We start from the raw sequence: 22,515 nt of genomic DNA on the forward strand, positions 1-22,515 counted from the left end.
AGAATCGCAGATAATTCCAATGAACTAGATACGGTACCTTTAAATCAGTCCCGTGAGGCTGACAAGGTAAGTCGGAAATCCGCTGATGGCAGGCTGGGAATCTTTGTGTCCCTTTCTGTCGTTGTGGTGAAAGAGGCCTCTTGTCAGGAATTACGGCAGGAGGCCTCTTTTTGGTTGGGTGCCGGTCTACAAAATAACAACAGGGGTGGTACAGATGAGCACTTCATCCGTCGATAAGGAATATTCACTCGAAGCGGTTCCGAAATCGCAGCGCAGCAGTTTTTGGCACATTCTCGTCGTGATGCTCGGCTTTACGTTTTTCTCGGCCAGCATGTGGTCGGGCGGTCAGCTCGGGACGGGGCTTACCTTTACCCAGTTCGTACTGGCCGTACTTGCAGGAAATCTGATTCTTGGCATCTACACCGGGGCATTGGCGTATATGGCCGCTGATACGGGCCTGTCCACGCATCTTTTGGCCCGCTTTGCCTTCGGGGAAAAGGGCTCGTACCTCGCTTCGTTCATGCTGGCGGCGACGCAGATCGGCTGGTTCGGCGTTGGGGTAGCGATGTTTGCTTTGCCAGTCAACAAGGTGACGGGGATCGATACGCTTTTGCTGATCGTGGTGTTCGGTATTGTGATGACGGCTACTGTCTACTTCGGCATCAAGGCATTGGCCATACTGAGCTTTATCGCGTGTCCGTCCATTGCCGTACTGGGCATGATTTCGGTTACTGATGCAGCGAACTCTGTGGGGGGACTGCAGGGACTTTTGCAATATCAACCGGCGCAAGCGATTTCCATGGCGACAGCCCTGACGATCTGCGTCGGGTCTTTCATCAGCGGCGGAACGCTGACGCCGGACTTTACCCGCTTTGCCAACTCCAAGCGAAACAGCGTGATCGCGACTGTGATCGCCTTTTTCATCGGCAACTCGCTAATGTTCTTCTTCGGGGCGATCGGGGCCATCGCGACGGGACAGTCCGATGTTTCTGAAGTGATGTTCTTGCAGGGAATGATTCTGCCGGCCATTATCATTCTCGGTTTGAATATCTGGACGACCAACGACAATGCGCTCTACGCTTCAGGCCTTGGCCTGTCCAACATTACCAAAGTGAAAATCAAAAAAGTGGTCATTTTCAACGGCGTGGTCGGGACCGCCTTGGCTTGGTGGCTCTACAACAACTTCGTCGATTTCCTGACCTTCCTCGGCTCCACGCTGCCGCCGATCGGAGCCATTATTCTGGCGGATTACTTCTTCGTCAACCGGGAGAAGTACAAGCATTTTGAGACAGCAACATTTGCCAGCGTCAATGTAGTCGCAATCATTGCCTGGGTAGCCGGTGTCCTGCTCGCGACATTCGTGCCGGGGATTCCGCCGCTCAATGCAATCATCGGCTCGGCGCTGATCTATGTCGTCGTCATGCGAGCCATGGGAGCGCACCGTTCAGCGAATCTGACGGAAAACAGGTAAAATAAAGCAGACACAGAAGCAAGCGACAAAAATGAAGAGGTGAAAGATTGTGCTTATTACCAACGCAAAGCTTCGCGGACGCGAAGGGCTGTGGCAAATCGCCATCCGTGACGGCAAGATCGTCAAAATCGCCACGGAGATCACAGGTTTTGAAGGAAAAGTGGTGGATGCGGGTGGGGCGCTAGTTCTGCCGCCGTTCATCGAGCCGCACATCCATCTGGATACGACTTTGACAGCAGGAGAGCCTAGCTGGAATGTGAGCGGAACGCTGTTTGAAGGCATCCAACGCTGGTCGGAGCGCAAGCAGACGCTGACCAAGGAAGATGTCAAAGAGCGGGCCAAAACAGCGCTCAAATGGCAGGTGGCACAGGGGATTCAGCATGTTCGCACGCATGTGGACGTCACAGACCCCAGCCTGACCGCGCTGCACGCCATGCTGGAGGTTAAGGAGGAGATGGCTCCGTACGTCAATCTCCAGCTCGTCGCTTTCCCGCAGGAAGGCATTCTTTCCTACGCCAACGGAGCGGAGCTGCTGGAAGAGTCGCTTCGTCTCGGCGCTGACGTTGTCGGAGGAATCCCGCATTACGAATTTACCCGCGAATACGGCGTCGAATCCATGCGGCTCGCTTTTGGCCTGGCTGAGAAATACGACCGTCTCGTAGACATTCACTGCGACGAAATCGACGATGAGCAGTCCCGCTTCGTCGAGGTGGTAGCCGCCGAGGCACTCCGTCTGGGGATCGGGGAAAAGGTGACGGCTTCGCATACGACGGCCATGCATTCGTACAATGATGCCTATGCGTCGAAGCTGTTCCGTCTGCTCAAGCTGTCCGGCATCAACTTCGTGGCCAACCCGCTGGTCAACATCCACCTGCAGGGGCGGTTTGACAGCTATCCAAAACGCCGCGGCATCACGCGCGTGAAAGAGATGGTGCAGGAGGGCATCAACGTCTGCTTCGGCCATGACGACATTTTCGATCCGTGGTATCCGCTCGGTACCGGGAATATGCTGCAGGTGCTGTTCATGGGCATTCACGCCTGCCAGCTGATGGGCTACGAGCAAATCGTCGACTCGATTGATCTGATTACCGTCAACAGCGCGAAGACGCTGCATATCGAAGCGGAGTACGGCATCGAGGAAGGAAAGCCGGGCAATCTGATCATTCTCAACGCACAGGACGAATACGATGCGATTCGCCGCCAGGCTACCGTCCGTTACTCGATTCGGCACGGGAAGATCATCGCCGAGACGGAGCCGAGCCAGCCTGTTCTCCGGTTTGGAGATACGAGTGAAATCGTGACGTTTAAAAAATAGGAAAAGCAGTTTGCTTTTGCGCCAGAGAAACATGTTCTACGACAGATAAGCAGCCTGATGCGATCAAGCCGCTTATCTGTTATTTTTATTTTAGTTCGCTTTGAAAGCCGGCCTGGACGCGGACGTCTGCCGATGCTGTTGATACTCTAGACAATGAACGGATTGCCCGGTATCTGAATAGGGCCCATCGTATGTCTACAAGGGGGTGCTTGTATCCACCAATTACTCTTGCTTCAAAAAGCAATCGATTATATCGAAGATCATATTAAAGATGAAATCGATCCGGAAAAGCTGGCGGCGATGGCTGGATATTCGCCCTACCATTTTTATCGGATTTTTCACAAGCATACCGGTTTCACGATCATGGACTACGTTGTCAAAAGAAAGCTGCAATACGCGATGTATGAATTGGCGAACGGCGAAAAGATCATTCAAATCGCGATGGATTATGGCTTCGAGACCCATTCCGGCTTTACGAAGGCATTCAAGAAATGCTTTGGCAGCCCTCCAAGCTTATACAAGCTGCATTGTCCGCTATCGCTGCCGCAAAAATTAAATCTCTTAAGCCTCCATGAAAAAAATACAGGCGGAATCATTATGCAGCCGAAGATCGCGAAGCGGAGCGCGTTTTATGTAGCGGGTAAAGCGTTCGAAGGCGCTTTTGAAAATGTCCGTTATACGAGGGACGCCCCGGCATTTTGGCAGCAACGAGGGTTAACCGATGGCTCGATAGAACGGTTTCTCTATCAATTATTATCCCCTGAAAAGCATGGCGAGTACTGCATCAATATAAGCAACGAGCAGGACAAGGACCGATTTACGTATTTATTTGCCGTACATTACGATAACGATCGCCCTCTTCCAAAGGAACTGACGGCCTTTCTCATCCCGGAAACCACGTACGCAATCTTTCGGACGCCGCTCGTGGAACCCGCACAGTTCGTCCCCTCCATTAAAGGAACGTGGCAATACATCCTTGAAGATTGGCTGCCGCAATCGTCTTACGAAATAGATGAAGCCGGCTTTGATTTCGAATACTACGATGAACACTGCCATTACTGGGATTACGAAAAAATCTATATGGAAATCCATATTCCCATTATCGAAAAAGAAAGAGGGTGATCGATTCACCCTTTCCGTTTTTTCAAGAGCTTATGGTAGAAAACTAGAACAGGGGTCAACAGAATGGCGCTTGCCACAATAGCCGTCCTGATGGTAAAGCTCGAAGCGATATAGCCGATTACGGGTCCGCCGCTGATTTGCCCGATGGCGTCGACTTGCCCTTTGACGGAAAAGAAGGTCGCACGCGTGGACGAGTCGGGAATGATTTTATTTAACCAGATGTCCTCCAAAGGATGCATCACAGATCGCGTCACCTGGATGATGACGTAGAATGCGATTAAAACAGCGCCAAGCGAAGAGAACGCAAAACCGAGCAATGAGGCGATAATCACGCTGCTCCCGATAAACAGCGATACATAAATCAGGCGCAGATGCTGATGGATCGGGCTTCGACTTACAAAGTGCAGGATCACGTAGGAAATGAGCACGATGATGAGCTGAATGCTGCCAACTACCGCCACGAAACTACCATCCATTACGTCCGATAAATGGGATACGTTCAAAAACTGGGATATCCACAGCCGGTCGAATCCTTCACTATAAAATCCGACAAACAAGGCAATGAGAAATAGGATGCGGATGATCGCGCTTGTTTTCGTAAAATGAATGATCGTATTCATATTCACCTTGATGCTCTGCCAACTCGATTTTCGTTCCTCGCGATCCGCAGGTTTGAAATTTTCTTCTCTCATGGCAAAACTCAAAAATACAGCAAGCCCAATCATACAACTCCCGCCGATAACGATCGGCAGATTAACCATAAAAAAACCTGTGGCCATACTAAAAGGGATCGCGATGATTTCCCCAAGCCTGTTCGCTTTAGCCCCTTTCATAAAGGCAAGTGAAGCGCGATCCTCCCCTATTTCATCGGCAATCCAGGCTTGTTGCGAGCCGCTTGTACATGTATAGCCGAGCCCCCAAAGGACTTGGCTCAACAGCACGGGTATAAAATGCGGAAAGAGCCCCTCTACCAGAAAGCCAATGCCGATCAACGCATAGCCAATGATGATAGAAAGCTTCCGGCTTTTTAAATCTGAAACAACTCCCGTTGGAATCTCAAAAAGAAAAACGGATAGTTCCAATACCGTTCCAACGAGAACGAGCTGAAACGGATCGAGCTTCACGACTTGTACTTGATAGAGCAGATTCACCGTAAATACAAAGGTGAAAAATAGCTGTGACAGGAAACACGTATAGATGTATACGTGAAATGGATCTCTTGTTTGCAATGGCTTCATTTCTTTCCCTCCCGGCTTGATTATAGAGGGGGAGGAAAATGATTTCTGTTCCAAATTTGCGATCATGGGAGACATTGCCGGGACCGGCTTGGGATGTTTGACAATCTGGTTTTGATTGCGGAGGAATGGCGTGTGAGGGACGCAAACAGGAGGACGAATACGCTCTACATGGCAGGCACAGCATTAATATCTTTTGCCGTTATGTGAAAAAAGCGTCCTGACTTTGGCGTAAACGCGCACGGGCAAGCTCGGAAATACAAAAGCCAGCTCTCCCGGCACGAGAGAAGGAATCTCTTCAGGCGTTTCAATGATATGTTCGATACCAAGCTTTTTCAGTGCGTCCGAATACTGCTTGGCGTCCGCCCAGCTAACGACGAAATAAAGTGATTTTTCCACGGAACAGACTCCTTTTTGCTCTGATGATAGGCTCGTCGTGACAATGAATGAATCCTCCCCCAAAAACAAGGGGAGGATTTGCATGTTAGCCCAAGTAATATTTGGCGGCCAGCAAACCTGCCACCACGAACCCGATGAAGATGACAAATATTTTCAAATCTTTTACGGTTCTCCGAATCATTTCGGCATCTTGTTTTGTATGTTTCATGTTCCGCTTTTCCCCTCTCTGGAATGTAATGCGTTCCAAAAGGGGAGCTGCCCACGAAGATCGACCCGTATCGGATCGGCATTAGCAAGGTCCATTTTAGCAGCGTCTGGATCACAAACAGGAATGTCACGAGCGGGGCGGCGTACGTTTGCTGCAAATTCCGCAACTGGTCCATGAACAGGGAGCCTTGCAGCTTTTGCTTCAAAAACTTGACCGTAAAATGAGGCCGGTAGCTGACAATCTGGACGGCTTCGCTTTTTACGGACGTGTACTTGGCCGTTGCATCGGAAGCAAATGTATCGGCTGGCGAGGGGGTCGCCGGGAACATGCACAAGCAAGCGATGATTATCGCGAGAATCCATTTATATATCAACCATTTTGAGCGGGGGGCCATTTTGTCTCCCTTCTAGCAAAAGATCATTACCCTCTATCATACGCAAAAAAAAGGGTGATTTCCAGATTGGAGCCACGCTGGCCTCATTTGGCAGGACTCTTTCCCGCATGCTTTCGGTGGAGCGTATTTTCAGAGCTTTCGGGCATGCATACCGCCGTCAGCAACATAGCAATCGGTAAGAAATCTGTGCAGGCATTTCAGGCTAGAATAAGGTTCTAAAAACGAAGCGGGAGGGCGGCAACGGTTCAAGAGAGTCCATGAAACAGGGCGCATTTGCCAAGGAGAGGAGAGCGATTGTGGAAAAACGCGAAGTGCAGCATACAGGAGGGACTTTCGGGAGCAGAGGCAATTTTGTCGTGGTCATGGTCATGATTCTGGGCGTGTTCGTAGCCATCTTGAACGAGACCCTGCTCAACGTTGCCTTGTCCAAAATCATGGCCGACATCGGCATTTCACCAAGCAAAGCGCAATGGCTGACGACCGGGTACTTGCTCGTGATCGGAGTCCTCATACCGATTACCGCCTATTTGCTCCAGCGGTTCACGACAAGGAGCCTGTTCCTGTCGGCGATGGGCTTGTTCACAGTGGGAACATTCATCGCGGCGATCTCGCCAGGGTTCGCCTTGCTGGTAACCGGCAGGGTGCTGCAGGCTGCCGGGACTGGACTGTTGTTTCCTTTGCTGACCAATGTAGTATTTGCCATCGTCTCTATTGAAAAAAGAGGCTCAGCGATGGGGACCATCGGGATTGTAATCACCTTTGCCCCTGCGATCGGACCTACGCTGTCCGGCATCATCGTCGAGCATTTCAGTTGGAGGGTGCTTTTTTACGGTGTGCTGCCTATCGCTTTGTTTGTAATTGGCTTTGCCTATGCCAAGCTCAAGAATGTGACAGAGACGACGAATCCCAAAATTGACGTCATCTCGCTTCTTCTCTCGACCTTCGGATTCGGAGGGATTGTGTACGGTTTTAGCAGCGCTGGCGAAAGTCACGGGGGATGGACGGGCAATGGCGTCCTCATTCCGATCGTCACCGGGGCCGTTTCTTTGGGGCTGTTCGTATGGAGACAGCTCGTCATTCCGCAGCCGCTGCTGGATCTGAGGGCGTTTGGATACAAGGTATTCCGCATCTCGACGCTGATCATGATGATCGTCATGATGGCGATGTTCTCGGCGATGCTGCTGCTGCCGATTTTTCTGCAAAACGCGCTGGGATACAGTCCGCTGGAAGCGGGTCTGGTCATGCTGCCCGGCGGAGTGGTGATGGGGATCATGTCTCCGATCACCGGACGGTTGTTTGATAAATTCGGCGCGAGGTGGCTGGCGGTCATCGGCTTGGCGCTGATCGGAAATACGCTCTGGCAATTTGCCATCATTACGCTGTCTACCTCTTACGGGATGATCATGCTGTTGAACACGCTGCTCATGCTGGGCATCTCCATGCTGATGATGCCCGTGATGACCAATGCCCTAAATGAACTGCCGCCGCCGCTATACCCCCACGGCACAGCGATTATCGGCACGCTCCAGCAGGTATCGGGTGCGGTCGGGACAGCGCTTCTCGTGACGGTCATGACGAATGGCTCCAAGCGGTTTCTGGAAAGTCCGTCAGGCGCGCAAAATGATGCTACGGGAAAAATCCTGGCTATGCTTGCCGGGATGAAAAGCGCGTTCCTGCTGGCATTCGCGCTGATTGCCGTCGCTTGGGCCTGCTCGCTGTTTCTCAGACGGGCAGCCGCACCGGAAAAAGAGCCAGGCGGGAAGCGAGTATCTGTGCACTGACGGCTGCGGATGTCTGAGTCTGATGAAAAGCGGACGGCGGAGAAATGAAAGCGATAGGGACGTACGCGGAAAATATGCAAGCCAAAGCGAATGCCTGCCTAAGGCAGTACCCCCTGTAGTCCGTTTTCCTGCTATAGTAGAGACAGAACATTTTGAATGCAGGGAAAAGTGAAGCAGGAATCTTAAGTAGTCATGGCGAATTAGTCGGATTATTGTCTGGCGACAGCGTTGTGACGGACTGAAAGGGGGAGAAACATGCCAATCAAATTGCCTGATGAGTTGCCGGCGACAGAGATATTGGAGAATGAAAACATCTTTGTGATGAAGGAGAGCAGGGCGTTTACCCAAGACATTCGCCCGCTGCGCATCGTCATTCTCAACCTGATGCCAGTGAAACAGATTACGGAGACCCAACTGCTCCGCCTTTTGGGGAATACCCCGCTGCAAGTGGAGGTCGTTTTGCTGCACCCGTCCAGCCATACCTCCAAGAACACGCCGGAAGAGCATCTGGCCACCTTCTACAAGACCTTTGAGGAAATCAGGCACGAGAAGTTTGACGGAATGGTTATTACCGGAGCGCCCGTGGAGCAGATGGATTTTTGCGAGGTGAACTACTGGGAGGAGCTGCAGCAAATTCTCGACTGGAAGATGGCCAACGTGACGTCGACACTGCATATTTGCTGGGGCGCACAGGCAGGGCTGTACCATCATTTCGGCGTTCCGAAGCATCCGCTTCCCGAGAAGCTGTTCGGCGTTTTTCCGCACACCTTGAACAAGCAGAATGTGAAGCTGTTCCGCGGGTTTGACAACGTATTCTACATTCCGCACTCCCGTCACACGGAGAATCGGCGGGAGGACATCGAGAAAGTGCCGGAGCTGGAGATATTGTCCGAATCGGAGGAGGCGGGTGTGTACATCGTTGCGACGAAAGACGGCAGGCAAATTTTCGTCACCGGACATTCCGAGTACGATCCGTGCACGCTGCGGGAAGAGTATGAACGTGATGTGAGCAAAGGCCTCGAGATTGCCATTCCCAGAAACTATTTCCCGGGGGATGACCCGAGCCTACCGCCAGTGGTCAGGTGGCGCGCTCATTCCAACCTGCTGTTTTCCAATTGGCTCAACTACTATGTGTATCAGGAAACGCCCTACGATTGGAATTCGATCAAATAAGGCTTGCCAACCATCCGCATTTGCCGGGTGGTTTTTTCTGCGGTCAAGAGAGGAAAAGACGCGGTCGGTCGGCTCAAAATCAAGTATGGGGAGGGATGGCGTGAGAGGCATTTTCAAAAAAATAAAAAGCGTCGCACCATTTGGAAATAACAGTTGACTTCATACAGGATGCCAGATAAACTCATTATTAACACCAATGGAGAAATTAAAAAAGCTATCCGACCGAAATAAAGCAAAAATCGTCTGCTCCTCGTGTTTGATCGGAGTATTATCCATCTTTTATCACACAATTTATAACACTGTTGGATAAATAAACCTTGAAACGCGAATATGTGGAAGAGGAGCATGTCCGTGATGAAAAAAATCGTAAAGCAGGACCAGGACGTCATCAAGCAGCACAACAAGCAGATGATCCTGGACATCATTAAAAAGCAGCGTCCGATTTCCCGGGCCGAACTGGCCAAGATCACCAAAATGAGCGCCACCTCCGTCGGCCGCTTTGTGAGCGAGCTGTGCGAGGAGGGCTTGGTGCAGGAGACGGATTTGACATCCTCGGGTGTCGGACGCAAGGCGGTCCAGCTGGACATCATAGCGGACGCCGTTTATACCGTGGGAGTCGAAATCGAAAAAAAGCGCATCAAATTCGGGATGATGGATTTCAGCGAAACGGTGGTAGAGCATCACCGCGTCGCTCACACGGCATTGGAGTCCTCGCCTGAGGAAACGGCAGCATTGATTGGCCGAGAGATTTCCGGCCTGATCAAGAAATGCAAGATTTCACCCGAGAAAGTCGTAGGCATCGGAATCGGTGTCCCTGGCGTGATCGATTACGAAAAAGGGATTGTCCAGTTTTCCAGTACGCTCGGTTGGAAAAACGTGCCGTTTGCAGCTCTGGTGGAACAAATCCTCGGGATCAAGACGGTGATCGACAACGACCTGAAAGTGAAAATCCTTTCTGAATACTTGTACGGTTCGGCCAAGGGGTCGACGAAGACGACCTTGATCGGGATCGGTACCGGTATCGGTTCGGCACTGATTATCGACGGGGAGATCTTCCGAGGAGGATCGAACAGTGCCGGGGAGCTTGGGCATACGACCCTGGACCCCAACGGCAATTTGTGTGAATGCGGCAAGCGCGGCTGCCTGCAGACCTATGTAGACGAAAACGCCCTCATCACCGAAGCGCGGCGCGTCAAGGAGATCACTGACATCGGCCAAGTGTTCGAAGCGGCGCGTGCCGACGAGCGCTGGGCCAAGGAGATCGTCTCTCGCACAGCCCTGTACATCGGGATTACGATCAACAATATCGTCTGCATGTACAACCCGGATACGGTGATTCTCAGCGGAGACTTGATCGAGAACTACACAGAAATCGTGGATTTGGTTCACGAGCACTGCGAGCAAGTGATCTGGGAGCCGTTCAAGGGAACCTTCCGCATCATCGCTTCGGAGCTGAAGGCAGAAGCCATCGTGATCGGCGCGGGCGCTCTGGCGCTGCAGCACTTCGCCCCGCTGGCCGGAGCCGATTTTGCCTAGGGCAGTCGGTTCCCTAAGGCAGTTGGCTACATGAGGCAGTCGGCCTGTTTCTCTCCTGCTGATCGTCTGGCTTTCTCCGCTTGAGAAAAGAGCCGTGCGATGCTGTTACTCGTGTATGAGACAGCGCTTCGTCATGAAAGTGAAAGCGCCGTCTTTATGCAAATATACTTCTGACACCAAAAATAGGGGGACAGATCAATGAAGAAGAAGTGGTCCACATCCTTGCTATGTCTACTGATGCTGGTCAGCCTCGTCGCCACGGGATGCAACTTCAGCGGCGATAAGGGATCGAGCAGTGCTCCCGGAGGAACAGCACCTGCGGCAGACGGTCAGCAAGCGAAAAAAGAAAGCGTTATCAACCTTTCCTTTGAAAACGAGATTAAAGACCTGAACCAGTTCTCTACCTCGGACAACATTTCGTTCTCCGTGCTGAACAACGTCAGTGAAGGTCTGTACCGCCTCGATGAGAAGCACGAGCCGCAGCCTGCATTGGCAAAAGGCGTGGAAGTCTCTCCAGACGGCTTGACCTATACATTTACCCTGCGTGACGGGATCAAGTGGAGCAACGGCGATCCGATCACCGCAGCCGACTTCAAATTCGCCTGGCTCGGAGCGATGAACCCGCAAACCTCCAAAGGCGGCTATGCTTTCATCCTGTCCGACTACATAAAGGGCGGCGCTGAATACGCATCCGGAAAAGGCAGCGCGGATGCTGTCGCAATCGATGCGAAAGACGACAAGACACTGGTGGTTACGCTGAACCAGCCGACACCGTACTTCCTGCGTCTGACTACCTTCATCCTGTACTTCCCGCTCAACGAGAAGTTTGTAACAGAGAAGGGCGCGGATTACGCACTGAAACCGGAAAACATGCTGTATGCAGGTCCGTACAAGCTGACCTCGTTTGACCCGGCTTCCGGAGCGACGCTCGTGAAAAACGAAAACTACTGGGACAATGCCAATGTAAAAGTGGAAAAAATCAACCTGAAGGTCATCAAGGAGCAAAGCACAGCGCTTAACGCTTACAAGGCAGGCGAGCTCGACCGCGTAATGCTCTCTTCTGCAGACGTTGACACCTTCAAGAACGACCCTGAGTATACGACAGACATCGAGTTCCGTACCAACTACATCCAGTTCAACACCAAAGGGGAAGGCACGTCTAACCTGAACATCCGCAAGGCTCTGCAGCTTGCCTATGATGCGACCATTTTGGAGCAAGTGATCTTAAACAACGGCTCCAAAGCGGCAACCGGCATGATTCCGGTCCAGATGAGCGGTGTCGACCACAAATCGTTCCGCGACCTGCAGGGCGATCTGATCAAGGCCGATGCGGCGAAAGCGAAAGAGTACTGGGAGCAAGGCGTGAAGGAATTGGGCAAAGCGCCGCAATTGAAGCTTCTGGTACCGGATGATTCCCTTTCCAAGGACCTGGGTACCTTCCTGCAAAGCGAATACAAGAAAAACCTCGGGATTGACGTAACGGTTGAAACGAAAACCGTAAAAGCACGCAACCAGCAAATGGACGAAGGCAACTACCAGTTCGGCGTAACCGGATGGGGAGCGGACTACGACGATGCGATGACGTACCTCGACCTGTGGGCGAACCATACGCCTTACCGCGGCAACTACGAAAATCCGAAGTACGATGAGCTGATCGCATCCGCGAAAAAAGAAGTCGATGAAACAAAACGGATCAACATGCTGCTGGAAGCAGAAAAAATCCTCCTGGCCGAAGACGCGGTAGTTTCTCCGCTGTTCTACAGAGGAAACTCCTTCCTGCAAAAGCCGCACGTGAAAAACCTGATTTTCCATCCGTACGGTTCCCCGGTGGAATACAAGTACGCAACTGTGGAATAACAGCTTGACTTGCGGGAAGAAGAGAAGCCCCTTCTCTTCTTCCTTATCTTTCTGCTACAGGAGGTGTACGCATGAAACGATATATCGGCATGCGGCTGGTGTATCTCCTCATCACCCTGTTTGTCATCACGACGGCTACATTTTTTCTGATGAAACAGCTTCCCGGTACGCCGTTTGACGAGGAAAAACTGAACAGACTGCCCGTAGAGGAGCGGCAGCTCTTGTACGCCAGCTACGGTTTGGATCAGCCGGTGTACGTTCAATATGTGCGCTACCTGGCGAACGTCGTTCAAGGCGATTTTGGTACTTCTTTTACCTATAAAAACATGCCCGTCAAGGACATTATCGTAAACCGGATCGGGCCATCCGCCCTGATCGGTCTGCAGGCGGTCGTACTCGGTTTGTCGATCGGCCTGATCTTGGGAATTATCGCAGCCTACCGGCATAATTCCGCCTGGGATTACTTCACGATGTTTATCGCCGTGCTGGGGGTCTCGGTCCCCAACTTCGTTTTGGCAGCACTCTTGCAATACTACGTCGGTCTCAAGTGGGGGCTGTTGCCTGTCGCTTTCTGGGACAGCTACGAAAACTCGATCCTGCCGTCCGTCGCACTCTCCGTGGGCGTAGTCGCGATCATTGCCAGATTTGCCCGCAATGAAATGCTGGAGGTACTGCAGCAGGACTACATTACGACGGCAAAGGCGAAGGGATTGACCAATATGGCAGTAGTCATGCGGCACGCCGTTCGCAACTCGCTGATTCCTGTCGTCACCATTTTAGGTCCGATCGTCGTCAATCTGTTGACCGGATCACTAGTTATCGAAAACATTTTTGGGGTACCCGGCATCGGAAGCCTGTTTGTGGATTCAATCAAAATGAACGACTATTCCACGATCATGGGTATCACCATTTTCTATAGCGCGTTTTACGTGTTCATCATGCTGATCGTCGATATGTTGTACAGCGTGATCGATCCGCGAATCCGTCTGGCTTCGGGAGGGGAGTGAGAACATGCAGCAGCAAGAAAAAGCGAGTCTGGACCATTTATTTCGACCCGCCAGCGTCAGCGCGAAAGAACCGGAAAAAATTTCACGGCCCCCTCTCACAGCCTTTCAGGACAGCTTTCGGAGGCTGCGGAAAAACCGGGCGGCCATCGTCAGTCTGATCATCCTGATCCTTTTGGGGGTGCTGGCCATCATCGGGCCGTGGATGACGTCCTATACGTATTACGATACCGACTACAGTGCAGTGTACAAGGCGCCGAACGCCGATCACTGGCTGGGGACGGACAAGTTCGGCCGCGATCAATGGGCCCGCATCTGGGAAGGCACCCGCATTTCGCTGTTGATCGCTGTGCTGGCAGCGGTGCTTGATCTGGTGATCGGTGTCGCGTACGGAGCCATCTCCGCCCTGATCGGCGGCAGAGTGGACAATGTCATGCAGCGGATCGTCGAGATCATCATCGGGATTCCGAGCCTGATCATCATCATTTTGCTGATGATGGTGATGGAGCCGGGGATCATGACGATCATGCTGGCGATGGTCATTACCGGATGGGTAAACATGGCCCGTCTGGTGCGTGCGCAAATCCTCAAGCTGAAGGAGCAGGAATATGTGCTCGCGGCTCGCTCCCTGGGAGCATCCAATACGCAAATTATTTTGAAGCATTTGATTCCCAACACGATCGGGATTATCGTGATCAATACGATGTTTACGATTCCGTCGGCGATCTTTACCGAGGCGTTTTTGAGCTTTATCGGCCTTGGCCTGCAAGAGCCGATGGCTTCACTGGGCGTGCTGATTCACGACGGATATCAGGCGATCAATACGCAGTACCATTTGCTCCTGTATCCGGCTATCGTGATCATCGCCATCATGGTTACCTTTAACATCCTGGGCGACGGTTTGCGGGACGCGCTTGACCCGAGAATGCGCAAATAGCATCATGACGAGGAGCGAAGCGACATGAACAAACTACTGGAAGTCAGGGATTTGGAAGTGTCCTTCTCGACGTATGTCGGGGAAGTGAAGGCGGTGCGCGGCGTCAGCCTGGAGCTTGACAAGGGAGAGACGCTCGCCATCGTGGGCGAATCCGGCTCAGGCAAGTCCGTCACCTCCAAAAGCCTGATGCGTCTTTTGCCCAGCCCGATGGCACGGATCAAGAACGGAGAAATCCTGTTCGAGGGCAGGGATGTGGCCAAGCTGTCGGAAAAGGAGATGCAGGACATTCGCGGCGCGGAAATCTCGATGATTTTCCAGGACCCGATGACCTCGCTCAATCCGACGATGACCGTCGGGAAGCAGATCGACGAAGTCATTTTGAAGCACCAAAAGGTAAGCAAGGCAGAGGCGGCAAAAAGGTCGGTCGAGCTGCTGGCGCTGGTCGGCATCCCGCAGCCGGAGACGCGGTACAAGCAGTATCCCCACCAGATGTCCGGGGGCATGCGGCAGCGTGTGGTGATCGCCATGGCGCTGGCCTGCAACCCGAAAATTCTGATCGCGGACGAGCCGACGACCGCACTCGACGTTACCATCCAGGCGCAAATTCTCGACCTGATGAGAGATTTGCAGGAAAAGACGGGGACGGCCATCATCCTGATTACCCATGATCTGGGGGTCGTCGCCAACATGGCCTCGCGCGTGGCGGTGATGTACGCGGGAAAAATCGTCGAGGTCGGCACGGTGGACGAAATCTTTTACCAGCCAAAGCACCCGTATACGATGGGACTCTTGGCCTCCATGCCCAAGCTGCACATGCAAGAGGAGCAGTTGATGGCGATTCCGGGTACGCCGCCGGACCTCTTGGACCCGCCGAAGGGCTGCGGATTCGCCTCGCGCTGTCCGTACGCGCTGGAGATCTGCCTGTCGTATCAGCCGGAGCACATGCGCTGCTCGGATACGCATCAGGCGGCTTGCTGGCTTTTGGATGAGCGGGCGCCGAAAATGGATGACACGGTCGGCTGGAGAGAACGAAGCTTGACCTGACAGATAAAGGGAACGAGACGGAAAAGGGTGAAGAGCATGGACTGGATGGATGAGGTACAACGGCGAAAAGAGGAGCTGCTGGAGGATTTGGGCGGCCTTTTGCGCATCCCGAGCACGTACGACCTGTCGACGGCAGGACCGGATCAGCCGATGGGGGCCGAGGTGGCGCGGGCGCTGAGCTATATGCTCGAGCTGTCCAGCCGGGAGGGCTTTCGCGTAAAAAATGAGGCGGGCTACTACGGCTACGCCGAGTACGGCCCGGGAGCGCCAGATGACGACTATATCGCCGTCCTCTGCCATCTGGATGTCGTACCGGCGACCGGAGAATGGACAAGCCCGCCGTATGAGCCGTCCATCCGCGACGGAAAGCTGTATGCGCGCGGCACTATCGACGACAAGGGACCGACGCTGGCTGCTTTTTACGCGTTGAAAATCGTCAAGGAGTCCGGGCTTGCCCTCAAGCGGAACATCCGCCTCATTTTCGGGACCAATGAAGAAAATCAGTGCCGCTGCATCGAGCACTACAAGGTGATGGAGAAGAAGCCGCTGACCGGCTTTGCGCCCGATGCGGACTTCCCGATCGTCCATGCGGAGAAAGGGCAGATCAACACGAGAGTGGTTTTGCGGCAAATAGGGGCAAGCGCCTCGGCAAATGAAAACGACCGATCCGGGCTTTTCCTGGCATCGTTTTTTGCAGGCGGCGTTCCCAATATGGTGCCGGAAGCGGCCCGGGCCAGGGTAGCAGGTCCAGAGGAGAGGCTGGAGGCGCTGGCAGAGGAGTTTCGCTCCTATCTGGCTGCTTGCGGCCGCCCCGGACAGGTGCTGCTGGAAGACGGAGAAGCGAGCTTTCATTTGGAGGGCAAATCAGCCCACGGGATGGAGCCCGACCAAGGGATCAACGCGGGCCTTCTGCTGATTCATTTTCTCAAGGACTATTCGTTCCAGGAGGATGCGCAGCGCTTTTTGGCCTGCACGGATGCCTATCTGTTCGAGGATTGGCGGGGCCGGGCGCTGGGAATCGCCAGCGAGGACGAGATTACCGATCCGCTGACAATCAACTCGGGGATCATCCAGTACGAGCCGGAGGGCGAGTCTTTCTTCCATATCAACCTCCGCTTCCCCGTCTGCGACGATGACAGCCGCATCCTGCCGCAGATCGAAAAGAGCGTCGGCAAGTACGGCTTCATCGTTGAGCCGCCGATCATCAAAAAGCCGCACCACGTAGACCGCTTGCATCCGGTCATCCAGGTGCTGCAGCGCGTCTATCGTGACGCCACGGGCGAAGAGCCCAAGCTGCTCTCCACCGGGGGAGGCACATATGCCGCCCACATTCCGAACGGCGTCGCTTTCGGACCGCTGTTCCCGGGCAAAGTGTCGCTTGCCCACCAGCCGGATGAGTTTATCGGGCTGGACGATCTCTTCAAGTCTGCGGCGATGTATGCGAGGGCAATGTATGAGTTGGCTAACGAGGATTTGTAAGTTGAGAGGGAATAGGTAAGGTAGTGAATATTGAAACCTTACTACCATATTGAAACGATAACTACCAAATTGAAATTTTTATTGTTATAGTCAACTTGCTGCAACTTTTTTAAGAATTGCATGTGATGCGACTATCTATCCGTAAAATGAGAGACTGTTCCGCGAGTAGAAATTTTCTATTTCGGAGCGGTCTTTTTTACAAGCATGTTAAATTTGTCATGTTCGTTTTCATCAACTGGTCAAAACCAGCCAAAGCATTTCTGATCCACCGCTCATGTATGGTAAGCTGGTAACAACGATACCTGCAAAAGGAGGAACAAACCATGCATAACAAGGTCATCCTGCTCGCTTCCGACCAATTCGGAAAAGGAGAGCCCGAGCTCGGAGAAATCGTGATGGAGACCTTTCTCGTACACGTCAAACAGGCAGAGCAAAAACCGGCCGCCATCTTCTGCATGAACCGCGGCGTCTTCAACCTGACAGAGCAATCGCTCGCCCATCTTCATTTAAAGGAGCTGGAGAAGCAGGGAGTCCCCGTGTACGGATGCAAGACCTGCGTGGAGCATTACGGGGTGGCGGACAAGCTGAAAGCGGGACAGATCGCGGGCATGAACCTCTTTGTCGAGCTGTCCGGCAAGCATGAAGTGTTCACCATCTCCTGATCGGAGCTATTGTCATGGACATCAAGCAGCTTCAGTACTTCGCCGAGGTGGCGAAGCAGAAAAGCTTTACCCGGGCGGCAGAGGTGCTCCATGTCTCGCAGCCGTCCATCAGCAAAATGCTCAAGAGCCTGGAGACGGAACTGGATGTTATCCTGCTCGACCGGACCGAGCGGAAAATCGAATTGACCGATGCCGGACAGCTCGTCTTTGAGTACGCCCAGCGAGTCCTGCAGATCATGGGCGACTTGACGGCTTCCATCGAAGAGCTGCGCCAGGTGGAGCGGGGATTCGTCAAGCTTGGCTTGCTGCCGACGGTAGGTGCGTTTCTGCTGCCGGCGGCTATTGCCGGCTTCAAAAAGCGCTACCCGCATATCGAGCTTGAAATGAGGGAGTACAGCGCGAGGCCATTGGAAGTACAGGTCGAGCAAGGCCATATCGACATCGGCTTGACCGTGCTGCCCGTGGACGAGGGACGCTTCGAGGCAATCCCGCTGCGGTCCGAGGAGATGGTCGCCATCGTGCACCAGGAGCACTGGCTGTACGGGAGAGAGAGCGTCGATCTGAAGGAGCTTGAAGACGAGTCATTCGTCTTGTTTACAGAGGAGTACGCGATGCATGACGTGGTCCGGCAAGCGTGCTTGCGGGCCGGCTTTGAGCCGAAGGTCGCCTACATGAGCTCGCTGTGGGATTTTGTCGGGGAGATGGTCGCCGCGCAGATGGGCATATCCCTCGTACCGCGGTCCGTGGCCGAGCGCCTGAACAAAGGCCGCCTTCACGTCGTCGCCCTTTCCTGGCCGCCCATCGATTGGACGTATGCGCTGATCTGCCGCAAAGATCGTTATTTGTCCCACGCCGCCCGGGCGTTTATCGGATTTGTCCGCGAGCACGCCTATGTATAACTTTTTTGCATAGATTTGATGATGTTTATATATTGTACGAATAGCAAGAGGGCCCCTTACAATGGTGCTATCAGTTAGCTGGCACCGGGGGTGGTCTCGATGAAAAAATGGCTGACGGCATTGCCGCAGATATTGATTTTATTTGTGTTTGCCTGGCTGGGAAAAGCGGCAGCAGCGTTTTTCCAGCTGCATATACCTGGCAGCCTGATCGGCCTTGGCCTGCTGTTCGCGGCCCTGCAATCGGGCCTGATCCGCCTGAAATGGGTGGAAGCGGGAGCGGCTTTGCTGCTGTCCGAAATGATTCTGTTCTTTATCCCCTCGATTGCGGGCATTGTCCAATACCCGTGGATGCTGGGTGTAAAAGGGCTTCTCGTTTTGGCCGTGGTCGTCAGCGGAACGGCCTTGGTGATGATCTCCACAGGAGTTCTGGCCCAGCGGCTGTTCCGATGGAGCGGGGTGAGCGAGCAGCGTGATTCTGTGGAAAACCTGTAGCGTTGCTGTTACCCTCGCCTTGTATTGGGGAGCCAAGCGCATCAGCGCCAAAAAGGCGGGTCTGCTCTTTTCTCCGGCCATCCTGGCACCGCTGGGAATCGTCTTGCTCGTTTTGCTGTTCGATCTCCCCTTTGCAAGATACAAAGAAGCGACGTCGTTCTTTGCAGACATGCTCGACGTGGTGACGGTCGCCTTCGCGATCCCGCTCTATCGGAACTGGCCGATACTTGCGGCAAATTGGCGGATGATCGTCGGCAGCCTGGCGCTCGGCTCTCTGTCGGCTGTATTGGCCGGGGTGGTGAGCACCTTCTTCCTCGGATTGGGGAGTGAAGCCGCCGTCAGCGTCATTCCTCGCTCGATTACCATGCCGGTAGCGGTCAATCTATCGAAGGCGTTGGGCGGAGAGCCTGAGCTGACTGCAGCATTTGTCATGCTGACCAGCTTTGCCGGTGTCTTTCTCGGACCGAAAATCATCAAGCGCATGCGTCTCCGGCATCCGCTCGCCGTCGGGCTGATGTACGGGATGGGCGCCCATGCGCTCGGCATGGCAAAAGCGTTCGAGCGCGGTGATGTTGAGGGAAGCAGCGCCACGCTGGCGGTCATCGCCGGGGCGATGATCACGGTTGTTTGGGCGTACGTGTTTTTCCCTGTCGTGCAGTCGTGGTTGTTGTGAGGGATGGAAAAAGATAAGAGTAGTTAAGGATAGAGAGGCAAGGGGAAAGTTCTTGCTGCTCTATCTTTTTATTTTTTAGGATTGGAATGATAGTTTTCATTTCTATACTTTTGCTTTACTGAACTTGGGTAATAAAAGAAACCTTCAATTTACAAAACAAATGCACAAATGTTAATATTTGGGTGAAAACTGACTGTTAGAGAAATGGGAACAGTTTATTGGAAGGTGGCAGTCGTGAAGGAAAGTGTACATACACTTGAATTTGCAACCATCGGAGATGTCCTAAAAAAATATAGAAAACAGTCTAACTTAAGTATTTCACAACTAGCTAGATTGACGGGTGTTCACAAAGGAGTCATTGCAAAGATTGAAAACGGAAGTACCAGGCGTCCGGGATTAAAAATAACAATGCCCTTAGCTAAGGTATTGAATATTCCGACTGATAAGATTGTTGAACTCTATATTGAAATCGATAAACGTCCTGAGGTGCTATTTGGACTGCTTAATGAGGCAATTCGGTTGTTCAATGTTCCACTGGCCGCAAGAGTTGCTCAGCGGATTCTTGAGACACCTTATGAGGAAAGCTATTCCTTAATGGAACGACTGTACAACTTTGTTTCCTCTTTATCAGATCTAAGATTTCAGCTGCCGCTATACCACGTAATTATAAAGTATGCCAGAGAACGTGGAATGCAGCGGTTTCTGGCAAAAGGACTATTGAACAAATACCTGATAGAAAGAGATGATTTCAATCGATTAGAAGAGACCTATTACACCGGAGAAGAAATCTTGCACTATGTTGATTTTTTGAGTAATGAGGAAAAGGTAACCATTTATTACAAAATGGCTTTTCATGCTCATGCTATGAAAAAGTATGAAAAATGTATTGAGTTCGGAAAGATGGGACACGCCGCAGATCTTACACACAATGAGCTAAAAGAGCGAGTAGCCTTGGCAATCTGCAATTCATATATGTTCCTTGGAGATTATAGGGCTTTAGAACAACACCTTGATTTATTTGAAAAGCTAAATTACCGATTTATCATTGAACGGATTAAATTTTTTCGCGGGACTGTTTATTCAAGAACAGGCAAATATGAGGAAGCTATTCCCTTGTTAAGGGAATGTCTGGTTGAGACCACAGAAGTTAACCGGATATTTAGACTCACCGAGTTATTTGATGCACTGTGCAAAGTGAGTGACCTTAATTCGATTAAAAGTTTTCTTGAGGAAGAGGAGAAAAAAATTCAGATTTTCGATAACGACCCCTATCAATATTCTGAGTTAGGGAGATTTTACAAGCTAAAAGGTAATTATTTCATGACGAATGGACTTATTGATGAAGGGATGGAAGCCTATATGCAAAGCATCTATTACTTTGAGAAGATCGGTGCCCTGAAATTAATAATGTAAGCATAGTGTTTCCCTATAAAAAATGGATACCCCTCTCGATTAGTGGTCAAGACCCCATTTAGTGGACAGTAAGAAAAAACCCGACCGTTAGACCGACAGCTGACGTCTGAATTCAACAGGCGTCAGCCTTTTTAATTTTCGTTGTGGTCGACTTTGGTTGTAGAATTGAATATATTCCTCAATTCGCCTTTGTGCCTCATCCACACTTCGGATATCATAAGGGTAGAGCCCTTCCGTTTTGAGATGCGAGAAGAAGCTCTCCATCGAGGCATTATCATAACAGTTGCCTCTCCGAGACATGCTGATTTGGGCGCCAACCTTCGGCAACATGTCGTGGTAAGCGTAGGACGTGTACTGGAATCCCTGATCGCTGTGAACGATCAGTCCAGTCACGTCTTTCGTCTTTTTAAAGGCTTTCTCAAAGGTCCGTAGGACCAACTGATTGTCGTTGCGAACTCCAATGTGGTAAGCCACAATCTCATTATTAAACAAATCCTTAATAGCAGACAGGTAGAGCCACGTATCCGCGACACGATACTGTGTGACATCGGTTACCCATTTTCGATTAGGTGCATCCGCTTTGAAATTCCGCTGCATCACATTCTCAGCGACTCGTCCACCTTCGGTTGAAGCATAGTGACCTCGATATTTGCGGCGTATTCGAGAACGGAGCTTCATTTCTTGCATCAGACGTAGTACCTTCTTATGGTTGACCCATACCCCGTGATCTCGTAAGAGAAACAGCTGGGTTTGTCGATACCCATATTTACCATCATACTTCTTATAAACTACTTTGATGAGGTCTTTCACGGGCTTGTCCCGGTCCGCTTGTTGCCGTTTCAAGTATGCATAGTATCCACTTCTTGAGACTCCAAACAGCTTGCAAAGTTCACTAGTCGTATACTCACCAGCTACTTGCTTGATCGCCTCATACTTATGGGCTGCACCTCCCGCATCCAGATTTTCAAACACTTTTTTAGCATCGAGTTCTCTCGTTTTAGCTTTTTAACATATCGATCTTGATCAACATATTCTTCACGTCTACCTCGTTGATCCATCAACCCAAATTCGCCTAACTGTTTATATTTTTTCATCCATACTTTAAGCCGGTGGCGGTCCGGAATCCCCAGATGCTCCATGATTCGACGGTATGTCCATCCTTCTTCGATATGCAGTCGTATGGCTTCCACCTTTAATTCGTGAGAATAACTTCTAAACGTTTGCCCCTTTTTCACCATAAAAAATGCACCCCTTAAATTTCATCGGATTTACCAGGGGTTTAATCCAATGTCCATTCTAAGGGGTGCACTTCAATTAGGAGATGGGGTATTTTTTTATCAATTAGACGAATTTTGTTGAATTTTGTAAAACGTCTATAATTATCCGATTGTTAAATGAATTTTGCGACAGAATTTATAATA

Annotated in this window: 21 protein-coding genes; 16 read left to right on the top strand and 5 right to left on the bottom strand. The window is 51.7% G+C overall.

Annotation, left to right across the window (positions count from 1 at the left end; translation table 11 throughout):
- Window positions 1–214 precede the first annotated feature (214 nt).
- The 3 genes from codB to NST96_RS05365 all read left to right on the top strand — a co-directional run bounded on the left by codB (window position 215) and on the right by NST96_RS05365 (window position 3,908).
- Window positions 215–1,471 (top strand): cytosine permease, encoded by a 1,257-nt coding sequence (codB, locus tag NST96_RS05355; RefSeq protein WP_031932101.1) that lies wholly within the window; start codon window positions 215–217, stop codon window positions 1,469–1,471.
- A gap of 49 nt (window positions 1,472–1,520) precedes the next feature.
- Window positions 1,521–2,786 carry a cytosine deaminase gene (locus tag NST96_RS05360; RefSeq protein WP_003389266.1) on the top strand — a complete coding sequence of 422 codons (1,266 nt, stop codon included), beginning with the start codon at window positions 1,521–1,523 and terminating at the stop codon, window positions 2,784–2,786.
- 228 nt (window positions 2,787–3,014) lie between these two features.
- The gene (locus NST96_RS05365) at window positions 3,015–3,908 is read left to right on the top strand and encodes an AraC family transcriptional regulator (RefSeq protein WP_003389265.1); all 894 of its coding nucleotides are present in this window, start codon (window positions 3,015–3,017) and stop codon (window positions 3,906–3,908) included.
- Window positions 3,909–3,913: 5 nt separating this feature from the next.
- Here NST96_RS05365 and NST96_RS05370 read toward each other — a convergent pair whose 3' ends face one another.
- The 3 genes from NST96_RS05370 to NST96_RS05380 all read right to left on the bottom strand — a co-directional run bounded on the left by NST96_RS05370 (window position 3,914) and on the right by NST96_RS05380 (window position 5,750).
- Complete coding sequence (locus NST96_RS05370; RefSeq protein WP_342405678.1) at window positions 3,914–5,146, bottom strand: MFS transporter; 1,233 nt, start codon at window positions 5,144–5,146, stop codon at window positions 3,914–3,916.
- A gap of 183 nt (window positions 5,147–5,329) precedes the next feature.
- On the bottom strand, window positions 5,330–5,542 hold the full coding sequence (locus NST96_RS05375) for a hypothetical protein (RefSeq protein ID WP_024985480.1): 213 nt from the start codon (window positions 5,540–5,542) through the stop codon (window positions 5,330–5,332).
- 85 nt (window positions 5,543–5,627) lie between these two features.
- Window positions 5,628–5,750 carry a hypothetical protein gene (locus tag NST96_RS05380; RefSeq protein ID WP_255320373.1) on the bottom strand — a complete coding sequence of 41 codons (123 nt, stop codon included), beginning with the start codon at window positions 5,748–5,750 and terminating at the stop codon, window positions 5,628–5,630.
- Window positions 5,751–6,401: 651 nt separating this feature from the next.
- Here NST96_RS05380 and NST96_RS05385 point away from each other — a divergent pair.
- From NST96_RS05385 to NST96_RS05445, 13 genes are all read left to right on the top strand, one after another.
- On the top strand, window positions 6,402–7,925 hold the full coding sequence (locus NST96_RS05385) for an MDR family MFS transporter (protein ID WP_342405679.1): 1,524 nt from the start codon (window positions 6,402–6,404) through the stop codon (window positions 7,923–7,925).
- A gap of 255 nt (window positions 7,926–8,180) precedes the next feature.
- Window positions 8,181–9,098 carry a homoserine O-succinyltransferase gene (gene metA / locus NST96_RS05390; protein WP_031932107.1) on the top strand — a complete coding sequence of 306 codons (918 nt, stop codon included), beginning with the start codon at window positions 8,181–8,183 and terminating at the stop codon, window positions 9,096–9,098.
- Between the two features lie 354 nt (window positions 9,099–9,452).
- Complete coding sequence (locus tag NST96_RS05395; protein ID WP_035980150.1) at window positions 9,453–10,634, top strand: ROK family transcriptional regulator; 1,182 nt, start codon at window positions 9,453–9,455, stop codon at window positions 10,632–10,634.
- Between the two features lie 198 nt (window positions 10,635–10,832).
- On the top strand, window positions 10,833–12,491 hold the full coding sequence (locus tag NST96_RS05400; protein ID WP_003389255.1) for a peptide ABC transporter substrate-binding protein: 1,659 nt from the start codon (window positions 10,833–10,835) through the stop codon (window positions 12,489–12,491).
- A 71-nt stretch (window positions 12,492–12,562) separates the two neighbouring features.
- Entirely contained in the window at window positions 12,563–13,498 is a 936-nt protein-coding gene (locus NST96_RS05405; RefSeq protein ID WP_342405680.1) for an ABC transporter permease, read from the top strand.
- A gap of 4 nt (window positions 13,499–13,502) precedes the next feature.
- Window positions 13,503–14,432, top strand: a complete 930-nt coding sequence (locus NST96_RS05410) for an ABC transporter permease (protein WP_003389253.1) — start codon at window positions 13,503–13,505, stop codon at window positions 14,430–14,432.
- A gap of 24 nt (window positions 14,433–14,456) precedes the next feature.
- Complete coding sequence (locus tag NST96_RS05415; RefSeq protein WP_003389251.1) at window positions 14,457–15,476, top strand: ABC transporter ATP-binding protein; 1,020 nt, start codon at window positions 14,457–14,459, stop codon at window positions 15,474–15,476.
- A 36-nt stretch (window positions 15,477–15,512) separates the two neighbouring features.
- Complete coding sequence (pepV, locus tag NST96_RS05420; RefSeq protein WP_342405681.1) at window positions 15,513–16,955, top strand: dipeptidase PepV; 1,443 nt, start codon at window positions 15,513–15,515, stop codon at window positions 16,953–16,955.
- A gap of 323 nt (window positions 16,956–17,278) precedes the next feature.
- Window positions 17,279–17,617, top strand: coding sequence for a DsrE family protein (locus NST96_RS05425; RefSeq protein WP_342405682.1), 339 nt, complete (start codon window positions 17,279–17,281; stop codon window positions 17,615–17,617).
- A 14-nt stretch (window positions 17,618–17,631) separates the two neighbouring features.
- The gene (locus NST96_RS05430; RefSeq protein WP_024985382.1) at window positions 17,632–18,516 is read left to right on the top strand and encodes a LysR family transcriptional regulator; all 885 of its coding nucleotides are present in this window, start codon (window positions 17,632–17,634) and stop codon (window positions 18,514–18,516) included.
- A 99-nt stretch (window positions 18,517–18,615) separates the two neighbouring features.
- Entirely contained in the window at window positions 18,616–19,008 is a 393-nt protein-coding gene (locus tag NST96_RS05435) for a CidA/LrgA family protein (protein ID WP_031932111.1), read from the top strand.
- Entirely contained in the window at window positions 18,986–19,681 is a 696-nt protein-coding gene (locus NST96_RS05440; RefSeq protein WP_251237644.1) for an LrgB family protein, read from the top strand. Before NST96_RS05435 ends, NST96_RS05440 begins: the two co-directional genes overlap by 23 nt.
- Before the next feature lie 234 nt (window positions 19,682–19,915).
- Entirely contained in the window at window positions 19,916–21,094 is a 1,179-nt protein-coding gene (locus NST96_RS05445; protein WP_122959017.1) for a helix-turn-helix transcriptional regulator, read from the top strand.
- Window positions 21,095–21,181: 87 nt separating this feature from the next.
- Here NST96_RS05445 and NST96_RS05450 read toward each other — a convergent pair whose 3' ends face one another.
- Window positions 21,182–22,066 (bottom strand): IS3 family transposase, encoded by an 885-nt coding sequence (locus NST96_RS05450; RefSeq protein WP_155808033.1) that lies wholly within the window; start codon window positions 22,064–22,066, stop codon window positions 21,182–21,184.
- Window positions 22,006–22,332 carry a helix-turn-helix domain-containing protein gene (locus tag NST96_RS05455; RefSeq protein ID WP_024985204.1) on the bottom strand — a complete coding sequence of 109 codons (327 nt, stop codon included), beginning with the start codon at window positions 22,330–22,332 and terminating at the stop codon, window positions 22,006–22,008. Before NST96_RS05455 ends, NST96_RS05450 begins: the two co-directional genes overlap by 61 nt.
- Between the last annotated feature and the right edge of the window lie 183 nt (window positions 22,333–22,515).

Origin of the sequence: Brevibacillus sp. FSL K6-2834 (assembly GCF_038592925.1) — a bacterium.
GTDB lineage: Bacteria > Bacillota > Bacilli > Brevibacillales > Brevibacillaceae > Brevibacillus > Brevibacillus borstelensis.